Here is a 12,899-nt window from a genome sequence, read left to right as displayed (position 1 = left end):
AGGGCTCACGGAGCCCTGAAGGGCAGGAGAGTTTAAGCAATTCGGCAGGCGTCGGCTTCCCAGCGATACCCCACGCCATAGACCGCGCGGATAAACGACTGCTCGGCATCCAGCGACTCCAGCTTGCGTCGCAGGTTCTTAATATGGCTGTCGATGGTGCGGTCGGTAACGACGCGGTAATCGTCATAGAGATGATTGAGCAACTGTTCACGGGAGAACACTTTTCCCGGCTCATGTGACAACGTTTTAAGTAAGCGGAATTCGGCGGGCGTTAAATCGAGCATCTTCCCACGCCAGGAGGCCTGAAAACGGCCTTCATCGACGATAAGCGGGCTTTCTGCATCCATTTGTTGCAGTTCGCGCTGCGGTTTGCATCGGCGCAGGATCGTTTTTACGCGCGCGACAACTTCGCGCGGGCTGTAAGGTTTACAAATATAATCATCAGCACCGATCTCCAGCCCCAGCAGGCGATCAATCTCTTCGATTTTAGCGGTTACCATCATGATGGGGACTTCTGAGAAGCGGCGGATTTCCCGACACAGGGTCAGACCGTCGGTACCGGGCAGCATCAGATCCAACAAGATCAGATCGGGCGGCGTTTGGCGCACGTAAGGCAGAACAAGGTCGCCGTGGTTGATCAGCGTAGGGGCATAGCTCGCTGCCCGCAGGTAATCGATCAGCAGTTGCCCCAGCTTAGGCTCATCTTCCACGATCAGAATACGCGGTGTGTTTTCATCAATGGGTAACTCAGTCATACATCTCTCTGTAAATCGCGTTCCAGCGGTAACTCTACTGTAATGCTAACCCCACCAAAAGGCGAATGGGCGGCACGAATCAGACCATTATGCGCCTGTACGATATTGACGCAAATCGCCAGCCCCAATCCAGAACCTCCGCTGGCGCGGTTGCGCGAGCCTTCGGTGCGATAAAATCGTTCAAACAGCTTCTGTAACTGCTCGTCACTTACGCCAGGAGCGGAATCTGCGAAGGTTAATAACACCATGCGTTCGCGTTGTTCGGCGCTGATATGCAACCCGCCACCGCTATCGGTGTAGCGCAGACTGTTTTCCAGCAGGTTGTTGAACAGCTGCATCAGACGATCCCTGTCACCAAATACCGTCATGCTGTCGGGGAGCGAAAGCTGTATGGTCAATCCACGGCTGGCGAAGCGTTCACGAAATGCGCCGCTTGCCACTTCCAATAGGGGGATGAGGTCCAGCGATGTTTTCTGATAGGCCAGCGCGCCTTCATCTGACATGGAGAGCTGATGAAGGTCGTCAACCAGTTTGGTGAGCGTACCGACTTCAGCCTGCAACGAGGCAACGGAGTCAGGGGTAAACTGGCGTACGCCATCCTGAATGGCCTCCAGTTCACCGCGCAACACCGCCAACGGCGTACGCAGTTCGTGAGAAATATCGGCCATAAAGTCACGACGCATCTGCTGGTTTTTTTCCAACGTACTGGCGAGCTGGTTGAAGTCCTGCGCCAGCTTGCCCAGCTCATCCGTACTGGTTGGCGTAACGCGAGTGGTGAAATCGCCCGCTGCCAGTTTGTGCGTGCCTTCCACCAACCGCTTAACCGGGGCCAGCAGGCTGCGCGCCAGCGTAAACGTCGCCAGCGCGGCCAGGATCGTGGAGAGCGCAACGATAAGCCAACTGGATCGTCTTTGCTGCATGTCGAAATTGATATCCGTATTCCGCGTTAAGCGTTCTACAGGAGAGGCGATCACGGCGCCCACTTCGCTACCGTTAACGCGTATGGGATGGCGCATGCCGTCGCGAGGAACTGGGCCGCGCGGGCCGACCAGCACGCGGGCATTTTGGTCGACAACCCAAAACTGTGTACGCCAGCCGTGTGGCGGCATGCCTGGGCCCGGTTTATCATCGTCGTTATCGTGTTCAAAAGAGCGCAGGATCTGGAAAACAAAACGATCGTTATTGCGTAAGAATCTCCAGTTGCCGTGCTGCTCGTACTGCTCGCTTAATGCGTCGCTGAGCATTTGCAGCCGCTGCTCGTTGCCGTGCTTGATATAGTCAATAAAACCACGTTCGAAGCTAATGCGTACGGCCCAGTGCATGCTGATCAGTAACACAATGCAGGTGGCGAAAATTGCCAGAAACAGTTTGCCGGTGATACCGGGCCGCCAGAACTTCATCAGGTGCTCCTTTTGCGCCGTGAAATCACCGCGTTGGTTTGCGTGTCGTTCGGCACGCGGGCAAAAATAATGGCGGGCAGCGCAATAATGAAGGCGATGCACAGCCAGGTATACATAAAGACGGTATGCGTACTTCCGCTGTCGATGGCGATATGCTGTTGGCCGAACATGCCCAGCAGCAGGCCTGCGATGGTCACACCAATACTCATCGATAGCTGCATGATCATCGACAGCAGGCTGTTACCGCTGCTGGCCAGATCGTCAGGCAGATCTTTTAACGTAAGCGTGTTCATGGATGAAAAACGCGTTGAGTTGACCATTCCCTGTAAAAACAGCACGAAGGGCAGGGCGTAATACCAGCCCAGCAGTGCCGTGGTCATTAGCAACAGACTGACCAGCGAAAGGCCAAGCGTAGTAGTAATCAGCACACGACGGTAACCAAAGCGGTTAACGACCTGCACCACAATGCGCTTCATGCCCATACTGCCCAGCACCATCGGGATCATCATCAGCCCGGCATGAAAAGGTGAAAAACCGAGGCCAATCTGTAAAAACACCGGTGTCATAAACGGCAACATGCCGCTGCCGATGCGTCCGGCAAAACTGCCGAACAGACCTAGCGAGAAGGTTGGTGTGCGAAACAGATTCAGGCTGAATAGCGCACGCGGATTACGATGGGCGTGTTTCAGATACAGCACAATAGCCAACACCCCGCAGATAACCAACGCCGCCAGCGTGATACTGGAGAGGCCGGTTCCTTTGCTGCCATCGAGCGCCAGCGTCAGTACCGCCATGCCGACCGCCAGCATCGCGAACCCAGAGAGGTCGAAACGTCGGGTTTGCATGGTGTAGTTGGGCATCAGCATTAACGTCGCTATCGCACCGACAATACCAACCGGAATGTTAATCAAAAATATCCAGTGCCAGGAGGCGTATTCAACCAGAATTCCGCCTAACGCCGGGCCCAGCAGCGGGCCGATTTGACCGGGTAAAGTGACAAACGTCATTGCCGCCATATATTGCTCACGCGGGACGATTTTCATCACCGTTAGCCTGCCGACCGGCACCATCATCGCGCCGCCAACGCCTTGTAAGACGCGCGCCATCACCAGCTCGTTGAGCGTGCTGGACCCGGCGCAAAACAGCGAGCCAAGCGTAAACAGGATAATGGCGGTGAAGAAGATATTACGCACGCCAACTTTGTCCGCCAGCCATCCGCTGGCGGGCAGCATCACGGCAACGGTTAAAACATATGACACAATGACCATATGCATGTGTAACGGGCTTTCCCCGAGGCTTGCCGCCATCGAGGGAAGCGCGGTGTTAACGATGGTGGTATCCAGCGACTGCATAAAAAAGCCAAATGCCACAATCCAAAGTTGCCAGCGGGTGCTGTCGGGAAGTTCTGTCATAACTCTGCTACCGGTTTGCTGTTTTTACGCGAAAAACGCAGACGCAGACGGTCGAAAAAGAGATAGACCACGGGCGTGGTGTACAGCGTCAGGAGTTGGCTCACGACCAGCCCACCGACAATGGTTATCCCCAAGGGCTGACGCAGTTCAGAGCCATCTCCTGCGGATAACACCAACGGCAACGCGCCAAACAACGCCGCCAGCGTGGTCATCATTATTGGGCGAAAGCGCAACAGGCAGGCCTGGAAAATAGCTTCTTCCGGCTGTAGCTTGCCGTTTCTCTGCGCTTCCAGCGCAAAATCGACCATCATGATGGCGTTTTTCTTCACAATGCCAATTAATAGCATGATCCCTATCAGGGCGATTAGGCTGAACGGGGCATTGAACAGTTCCAGCGCCAGCAACGCCCCGACGCCAGCCGAAGGTAGCGTGGAGAGGATGGTCAGCGGATGGACATAACTTTCATACAGCATACCCAGCACGATATAGACCGTGGCGATGGCGGCGATAATCAGGATCACCTGCGAATTCATCGTGTCCTGAAATACCTGTGCGGTACCGGCAAAGCTACCGCGAACCGTGGAAGGGACGCCGAGCTGGGTCATGGTTCTGTTGATGGCCTCTGTCGCTTCTGACAGTGAAGAACCTGTCGGCAGGTTAAACGACACGGTTGAGGCGGCAGACAAGCCCTGATGGTTCACAGACAGTGGCGCATTCGCCGGCTGCCATTTGGCAAAGTACGATAACGGGATCGCTTTACCGTCATTGTTGATGACGAACATTTTGTCCAGTGCGCTGATGTCCTGGGTGTAACGTCGATCGACCTCCATCACCACTTTGTACTGGTTCATCGGCTGATAGATGGTTGAGATCTGTCGTTGTCCGAAAGCATTATTCAACAGGCTGTTGGCGGCTGCCACGTCGATCCCCAGACGAGACATGGTGTCGCGATCGTAAATCAGATTCATCTCCGCGCCATTGTCCTGCTGATCGGAGTTGACGTCTGCCAGTTGGGGCAGTGCGGCAAGCGCCTTACGGATCTTCGGTTCCCACTCACGCAGCGCCGCGAGATCGTCGGACAGCAATGTGTATTGATAGCTGGCGTTGGCCTGGCGTCCACCAACGCGAATATCTTGCACCGCCATTAAAAACAGATTCGCACCTGGCTCTTTTGAAAGCGCGACGCGCAGGCGGTCGATCACCTGCTGAGCGGTTTCACGGCGTTCATCGCGTGGCTTGAGGGTAATAAACATCATCCCGCTGTTAACCCGCGAACCACCGGTAAAACCGGTGACGTTATTCACCGCCGGGTCGTCGCGGATGATCTTCATAAAGTCCTGCAGTTTTCCGCGCATGGCCTGAAATGAGATGCTCTGGTCGGCCTGGATCCCACCCATCAATACACCCGTATCCTGCTCCGGGAAGAAGGTTTTGGGGATGGAAATATAAAGCCAGATATTCAGCGCAATGGTGCCAAGCAACACCACGCCTACCAGTCGCGTATGGCGCAGCACCCATTTAAGCGAGGTGCCGTAACTCTGTTGCAGCGCAACCAGCACACGACCAAAACCCCGTTTGCGAGACTGTTCGCGTGGGGGGCTGGATTTGAGCATCCAGCCGCACATCATTGGCGTTAATGTCAGCGACACCAGCAGTGAGATGCCGATAGCAACCGACAGCGTGACGGCAAACTCGCGCAGCAAGCGCCCAGGCAATCCGCCCATTAACAGCAGCGGCAGGAACACCGCTACCAGCGACAGGCTCATGGAAAGCACGGTGAATCCTACTTCGCGCGTACCCTGTAACGCCGCCTGGAGCGGCTTCATTCCTGCTTCCAGGTGGCGGGCAATATTTTCCAGCACCACGATGGCGTCATCGACGACAAATCCCGTGGCAATGGTTAACGCCATCAACGACAGGTTGTTCAGGCTGAATCCGCACAGATACATGGCGGCAAAGGTACCGATCAGCGAGACCGGGACTGCTACCGCGGGGATCAGCGTCGCACGCCCGGAGCGCAGGAAAACAAAGACCACCAGGATAACAAGCGCCACGGAGATAATCAGCGTCTGTTCGACTTCCTCCAGTGAAGCGCGAATGGTCGGCGAGCGGTCCTGGGCGATTTGCAGATCGATGGCGGCCGGTACCAGCGTTTGTAGCTCCGGTAATTTGGCGCGAATGCTGTCTACCGTCTGAATGATATTGGCTTCCGGTAGCTTGCGGATCATCAACAGAATGGCCGGTTTGGCATTGGTCATCCCCGCGTTGCGTACGTCCTGCACCGAGTCGGTTACAGACGCAACGTCGCCCAGTCGCACCGCCGCGCCGTTATTGTAGTGGATGATGATCGGCTGGTATTCGGCGGCGGTTTTCAGCTCATCGTTGGTTTGGACCTGCCAGCGGTGAGTATCATTCTCGATAGCACCCTGCGGCTTACGCACGTTGGCGTTGTCAATTGCGCTACGCACGTCATCCAGCGACACACCCTGGTTAAACAGCGCCTGCGGATTAAGCCCTACACGCACGGCAGGCAGTGAGCTGCCACCAACGTCCACGTCGCCCACGCCGTCGATTTGTGCGATGGTCTGCGCCAGCTGGGTTGATGCGAAATCGTACAATTCACCTTGCGAGTACGTGTCCGATGTTAGCGTCAGGATCATGATTGGCGCATCGGAAGGGTTGGCTTTGCGATATGTTGGTCGGCTCGGCATCCCGCTGGGTAGCAGACTTTGCGCGGCGTTAATCGCGGCCTGAACGTCCCGCGCCGCGCCATTGATGTCACGGTCGAATTTGAATTCGAGAATAATACGCGTACTGCCAAGTGAACTGCTTGATGTCATTTCGTTCACGCCCGCAATGCGCCCCAGCGAGCGCTCCAGCGGAGTTGCGACCGAGGACGCCATCGTTTCGGGTGAGGCACCCGGTAACGATGCGCTGACCATGATCACCGGAAAATCCACCTGCGGCAGCGGAGCGACCGGCAGCAGACGAAATCCGAGTATGCCGCACAGGGTGATGGCTACCGAAATGAGAATGGTCGCCACTGGACGATGAATGAAAAGCGCGAAAAATTTCATTTACGCTTCCTCTTCCTGACGCGGGAAGCGGCTTTTCACGTACAACGACAGACGGTCAAACAGCAGATAAATCACCGGGGTGGTAAACAGGGTTAATACCTGACTCACCAGCAGCCCACCGACCATGCCAATACCTAATGGGCGACGTAACTCTGCGCCCACGCCGGTACTCAACATCAGCGGCAACGCGCCGAGCAGTGCCGCCAGTGTAGTCATCAGGATCGGGCGAAAACGCAGCAGACAGGCCTGGAAAATGGCATCGCGTGGTGACATTCCCTGTTCGCGCTCCGCGGCAAGGGCAAAATCGATCATCATGATGGCGTTTTTCTTGACGATACCGATGAGCAAAATTATGCCGATAATCGCGATGACGTCCAGTTCGCTGCCGGCAATCATTAACGCCAGAAGCGCCCCGACACCCGCCGTCGGCAACGTGGAGAGAATAGTAATTGGGTGAATAAAGCTCTCATACAGCACGCCGAGGACGATATACATCGCGACAACCGCAGCCACAATCAACCAGATGGTATTTCCCAGCGCGGCCTGAAAGGCGAGCGTACTGCCCTGGAACTGGGTGGTAATATTTGCGGGCAAGTTAAGCGTTTTTTCGGTATCCAGAATGGCCTGTACCGCATCACCCAGCGACCACTCGTCTGGCACGTTGAACGAGATGGTGGTGACCGGGAACTGATCGAGGTGGTTAATCGACAGCGGGGCAAAACGCTGTTCAATGCTGGCGATCGCGCTGAGCGGTACTATGCCACCGTCGCTACTGGTAAGACGTATTGTATCCAGTGCCGCAAGCCCTGGTGTATTGTTGGTGTCATGTTCTAACACCACGCGATACTGATTTGCCTGGGTGTAGATAGTTGAAATCAGTCTCTGGCCGAAAGCGTTGTACAGGGCGTTGTCGACATCTGACATGCTGATACCCAAACGGCTGGCGCTGTCGCGATTGACGTTTACATACGCCACCAGCCCTTTGTCCTGCCAGTCGCTACTAACATCGGACAGTTGCGGTAGCTGATTTAGTTTTGCGATCAGCTGTGGAACCCAGGTGCTGAGGGCATCAAGGGATGTCGCTTGCAGCGTGAACTGATATTGCGTCCGGCTGACCTGGGTATCAATCGTCAGGTCCTGAGTGGGTTGTAGATAGAGGTCAACGCCGGGAACTCTGTCAACCGCGTCCTGTAAGCGCGCAATCACTTTCTGCACTCGATCGTCACGTTCATCCAGCGGCTTAAGGTTGATTTGTAAGCGCGCGCTGTTCAATGCCGTATTCGTGCCATCCACACCGACAAAAGCGGTCAGGCTTTCTACTGCCGGATCTTTCAGAATGACATCTGAAACCTGACGCTGGCGCTGGGCCATGCTGGCAAATGAGCTGGACTGTGGCGCCTGCAGCGTTCCCTGGATAATGCCGTTATCCTGGATCGGAAAGAAGCCTTTGGGGATAAAGACCCATAGCATAACGCTCAGCGCCAGCGTGCCGAGCGCTACGCTGAGCGTGAGCCACGGATGGTTGAGCACTTTCGCCAGCCAGTGTCCGTACCCGGCAATAACGCGATCAAACATTCGCTCTGAGGCACGGGAGAAGCGGTTTTGCTTACGTAATGAGGCCTGATTCAGCATACGCGCGCACATCATCGGCGTAAGAGTGAGCGAGACAACGGCGGAAATCAGAATCGCTACGGCCAGCGTCACAGCGAACTCACGGAACAATCGACCTACGATATCTCCCATAAACAGCAGTGGGATCAGTACGGCGATCAGTGAAAATGTCAGAGAGATGATGGTAAAACCAATCTCGCCCGCGCCCTTCAGGGCAGCAGTCAGCGGTTTTTCGCCTTTTTCGATATAGCGTGAAATATTCTCGATAACCACGATAGCGTCATCCACCACAAAACCTGTCGCAATGGTTAGCGCCATGAGGGTCAGGTTGTTGATGGAGAAATCGAGGAATACCATCACCGCGAAAGTACCGATTAACGATAACGGTACGGCGACCGCAGGAATAATGGTTGCCGGAATATTGCGCAAAAACAGGTAGATAATCATGACTACCAGCGCAATCGCCAGCATCAACTCAAATTGGGTATCCGCTACGGACGCACGGATATTGGTCGTACGATCGGAAAGTACGCTTACCTTAACCGATTTGGGCAGGCTTTCGGTAAGCTGCGGCAGCATCTGGCGGATACTGTCTGCCGTGGAGATGATGTTCGCGCCAGGTTGGCGCTGAACATTCATCACTATAGCTTGTTGCTTATTGGCCCATGCGCCCAGCCAGCTGTTTTCTGCTCCTTGTTCGACGGTGGCGACATCGCCCAAACGAACCGGCGCACCGTTTTTATAGGCAATAATGAGCTGACGATATTCGTCTGCGGACTGCATCTGGTCGTTGGCTGAAAGGGTAACGGCACGCGTTGGGCCATCAAGACTCCCTTTTGCTGAATTGACGTTGGCACCGGTAATGGCCGTACGGATGGTTTCGCTGGTCAGACCGAGTGCGGCAATGGCCTGAGCGTTAAGTTTCACGCGGACCGCCGGACGTTGCCCTCCGGAAAGTGTTACCAGACCCACGCCGGATACCTGAGAGATTTTCTGCGCGACGCGGGTTTCGACCATATCTTCCACCTGCGTCATCGGCATGGCGCTGGAAGTGACCGCCAGTGTCATGATCGGCGGATCTGCCGGGTTTACCTTGCTGTAGACCGGAGGGTTAGGGAGATCGCTGGGTAATAAATTGGTGGCGGCGTTAATCGCGGCCTGAACTTCCTGCTCGGCAACATCCAACGGGAGCGTCAGTTGAAACTGTAACGTAACGACCGATGCGCCACCGGAACTTTGTGATGACATCTGTTTTAAGCCAGACATCTGCCCGAACTGACGTTCAAGCGGTGCGGTGACCGCCGAGGTCATGACGTCCGGGCTGGCGCCGGGGTAGAGCGTAACGACCTGAATCGTGGGGTAATCCACTTCAGGTAAGGCGGCGATTGGCAGAAAGCGATAGCCGATAATACCGGCAAGCAAAATCGCGACCATCAGCAGAGTGGTGGCGACGGGGCGCAGAATAAACAGGCGCGATGGTCCGCCTGTGCTGTCCGGAGGTAACACCTGCATCAGGAGTTGGCTCCTTTTTTGCCGTATCCGCGTGGCGCTGTTTTCTCATCGGAAACAGAGGCGTCGTGCGCCTCAACGACTTCGACTTTTGCGCCTTCCGTCAGACGATCGATACCGTCGGTCACGACTCGATCGCCCGCAGACAGCCCGGCGGCGATCACCACTTTTTGGCTATCCTGAATACCCGGTTTCACCAGATGTTTGCTCACTTTGTTATCGCTATTCAGTACCCAGACAAAGTGGCCTTCGTTGCCCATCTGCAGGGCGGCAGTTGGGATCACAACGGCATTTTGTTGTGTGTCGACCAGCATGCGGGCGTTAACGAACTGGTTAGGGAATAAGGCATCATCCTGATTGGAAAAACGAGCCTTAACTTTGATTGTTCCGGTGGTGGCATCAATCTGATTGTCGAGACTGAGCAGGACGCCTTCGCTGAGCTTTTGCGAATTGGTTCGGTCCCAGGCTTCGACCTTCAGCTGGCTCCCCGATTTTTGTGCCTGCAACACGGTAGCAATGTCGTTTTCAGGCAAAGTAAATATCAGGTCGATGGGATGCGTTTGCGTAATGACGACAATTCCGGTGGTATCGCCGCTGGAAATTTGGTTACCGACATCGACCTGTTTCAGGCCGACACGACCATCGACAGGCGCGGTTATCCGACTCCAGTCGAGCTGCAACTGAGCGCTGGCGACGCTGGCTTCATCCGCTTTGATTGTGCCTAACGTCTCGTTGACCAGCGCCTGCTGGGCATCCAGTTCCTGGCGGGAGACCAGATTGGTTTTAACCAACTGTTGATAGCGGGCAAGATCGCGACGGGCATTCGCCAGCGTGGCTTTATCTTTTGCCAGTTGTCCCTGCGCCTGAGCCAGAGCAACTTTGAACTGGCTGGGATCTATCTCTGCCAGCAGGTCGCCGGCTTTCACCTGTTGTCCTTCCTCAAAGTGTAAGGCGATGAGTTGACCATCCACCCGACTACGCACCGTGGCGGTATTTGCGGCAGTAACGGTCCCCAGCCCTGTCAGATAGCGTGGCACGGCTTCCTCGGTGGCGGTGGCAGCCTGCACGGGAGCCAACGGTCCGGAGCGTATTCCACGCCGTCCTGACCCCGCCGTGTGCTGCGCGGGTTTGGTCGCGCCCGGTGCGGTTCCCTGGGATGCACTGCGGCTTTGCCAGAACCAGATGGCGGCCACGACGATCACGATTGCTATCACCCAGCGGGATTTATTACTGCCTTTCATTGTTATGAGTTTCTCATCCTGAAACGATTCGCGGAATGATACTAGTTTAGCCAGTGAACAAGGGAGAAAAATGGAGGAATTATGAAACACTGTCGGGATTCGTCTGAATGCTGACGCGGCTTTGCGAGGTGTTACGCAACAATCGGTGGTGAAGATAGCGAATGCGCAATTGTGCGATAGAGTGCTGACAAGGCAAAAAGGAGGAAAGCCAGAGATTTCAGCGGGACGCTGGAACGGGAAAGCCCCTCCCGAGGAAGGGGCCAAAATAAGGAAAGGGTTATGATGAAGTACGTCATCATACTGGTGATACTCTTAGTCATTAGCTTACCGGCTTACTAAGACACCAGGGGGAGGGGAAACCCTCCCTAACCCTCACTCCTGAAAATAAGCCACAGCAAGGATGATGTCAATATGCACACTTTTCACCATGCGAGTGGCTTAGCGGAAAACAACGTCAGCCCAGCGGGCCAGTCCGGCGGTAACTGAACCGAAATCATCGCCACCCGCGATAGGGATTCCGGGAAGCTGCTGGGCGAGGGCTTTTTTAATCAGCGGTGAACGCGCGCTGCCGCCGGTCAAATAAATCACGTCCGGTTTTTCCTGCGCGTTGTCCAGCGCCAGCTGGACCTGCTCCAGAATGCGCGCCAGGGGCTGATTGAGCGCGGCTTCCAGTCCGTGTTGATTGATATCGGTTGCCAGCGTGTCGCTGATAAACGGTATCGCCGCCGTTACAATGGTTTGGTCAGAAAGCGCGATTTTGCTCTCTTCTGCGCTGCGCACCAGGCGGTAGCTCAGACGCTCGCGCCAGACTTTAAGCAGAAAAGCGACTTTATCGGCTTCTTTCGCGTCGCGGACAAGATCGTTCAGTAAACGACCATTGGCGCTGCTGTAGAAATCACTTTGCGCGGGAACATCGTTGATCGCGACCGCGTTCCACCAGGGGAGAATCGGTAAGGCGATCCCTTTTTCAGTCTCACCGCCCATACCCAGCAGTGGCATCAGGTGTTTAAACGCCAGCGCGATATCCAGATCGTTCCCGCCTACGCGGCAGCCACTGTGTCCCAGCAGGCTGTTTTCGCGATCGGCGCGCTGATGCCATTGCGGCCCCATCAGCAGCAGTGAACAGTCGGTCGTACCCCCGCCAATATCTACCACCAGCACGCGTTTCTCATCCTGCAGTGTGGCTTCGTAATCCAGTCCCGCGGCTACCGGCTCGTACTGGAAGACGACATCCTGAAAACCGGCACGTTTGGCTGCACGTTCAAGAATACCCTGCGCCTGGGTGTTGGCGTCATCGCCACCTAATCCCTGGAAGTTGATGGGACGACCAATCACGGCCTGAGTGATAGCTTCCGGCAGCTGGCTTTGCGCCTGGTTGCGAATGTGCAGCATCATTGCACAGACCAGATCTTCAAACAGCGCAACCTGCTGTGGCTTCAGACCGCTGGCACCCAAAAATGATTTTGGCGATTTAACGAAGTACACCTCTTCCGGGTCTTCAATATACTGACCCAGCGATGCCAGACCGAACTGCACGCTGTTGGCGTTAACGTCGATGTCTTCTTCGCGGTTGTAGCGCATCGCGCGGCGAAGCAGCGCCTGCGTTTCATCGTCCGTAGTTGGGATGTCGTGATGGCGATACAGCCACTCGCTAACCGCTTCGCGCGTTGGTGCGCACAACATTGAGGGTAGCAGCGTGCTGTTATTTTCCATTTTGAGCAGGTGAGGCTGCCCGTCACGCATAACGGCCACTGAACAGTTTGCCGTACCGTAGTCAAAACCAATAAACACCGTAAAATCCCCATGCCAGTGAAGAAGGGGCGTGACTTTAACGAATAGTTGACGCCCCGACAACTGGAATATGAAAGCAAGGCGTACTGATTGAATACCGTTT

At 55.3% G+C, this 12,899-nt stretch carries 8 protein-coding genes; 1 reads left to right on the top strand and 7 read right to left on the bottom strand.

The window, feature by feature from the left end; all coding sequences use genetic code 11:
• Positions 1–32 precede the first annotated feature (32 nt).
• Genes baeR through OGY06_RS14595 form a run of 6 tightly spaced genes read right to left on the bottom strand, consistent with a single transcriptional unit; the run spans position 33 to position 11,005 of the window.
• Positions 33–755: an envelope stress response regulator BaeR gene (baeR, locus tag OGY06_RS14620; RefSeq protein WP_003834278.1), complete on the bottom strand. Its 723-nt coding sequence runs from the start codon at positions 753–755 to the stop codon at positions 33–35.
• Positions 752–2,155 (bottom strand): envelope stress sensor histidine kinase BaeS, encoded by a 1,404-nt coding sequence (baeS, locus tag OGY06_RS14615; RefSeq protein WP_003834277.1) that lies wholly within the window; start codon positions 2,153–2,155, stop codon positions 752–754. Before baeS ends, baeR begins: the two co-directional genes overlap by 4 nt.
• Complete coding sequence (locus tag OGY06_RS14610) at positions 2,155–3,567, bottom strand: MFS transporter (protein ID WP_063940495.1); 1,413 nt, start codon at positions 3,565–3,567, stop codon at positions 2,155–2,157. The genes baeS and OGY06_RS14610 overlap by 1 nt, the downstream gene beginning before the upstream one ends.
• Positions 3,564–6,644 carry a multidrug efflux RND transporter permease subunit MdtC gene (gene mdtC, locus OGY06_RS14605; protein WP_267387943.1) on the bottom strand — a complete coding sequence of 1,027 codons (3,081 nt, stop codon included), beginning with the start codon at positions 6,642–6,644 and terminating at the stop codon, positions 3,564–3,566. The genes OGY06_RS14610 and mdtC overlap by 4 nt, the downstream gene beginning before the upstream one ends.
• The gene (locus OGY06_RS14600; RefSeq protein WP_003834274.1) at positions 6,645–9,767 is read right to left on the bottom strand and encodes an MdtB/MuxB family multidrug efflux RND transporter permease subunit; all 3,123 of its coding nucleotides are present in this window, start codon (positions 9,765–9,767) and stop codon (positions 6,645–6,647) included.
• A complete protein-coding gene (locus OGY06_RS14595; protein WP_286605582.1) occupies positions 9,767–11,005 on the bottom strand; it encodes an MdtA/MuxA family multidrug efflux RND transporter periplasmic adaptor subunit in 1,239 nt (412 codons plus the stop codon). The genes OGY06_RS14600 and OGY06_RS14595 overlap by 1 nt, the downstream gene beginning before the upstream one ends.
• A 279-nt stretch (positions 11,006–11,284) precedes the next feature.
• Here OGY06_RS14595 and OGY06_RS14590 point away from each other — a divergent pair, with 279 nt between their 5' ends.
• Entirely contained in the window at positions 11,285–11,344 is a 60-nt protein-coding gene (locus OGY06_RS14590) for a type I toxin-antitoxin system Ibs family toxin (protein WP_106672390.1), read from the top strand.
• Positions 11,345–11,443: 99 nt separating this feature from the next.
• Here the strand turns inward: OGY06_RS14590 and yegD are convergent, their stop codons facing one another.
• Positions 11,444–12,796 (bottom strand): molecular chaperone, encoded by a 1,353-nt coding sequence (gene yegD / locus OGY06_RS14585; RefSeq protein WP_125112563.1) that lies wholly within the window; start codon positions 12,794–12,796, stop codon positions 11,444–11,446.
• Positions 12,797–12,899 lie beyond the last annotated feature (103 nt).

Source organism: Citrobacter sp. Cpo147 (genome assembly GCF_030332405.1).
Lineage (GTDB): Bacteria > Pseudomonadota > Gammaproteobacteria > Enterobacterales > Enterobacteriaceae > Citrobacter > Citrobacter portucalensis.
Note: the sequence above shows the minus strand (reverse complement) of the source record. Positions and strands in the feature narration are given on the sequence as shown.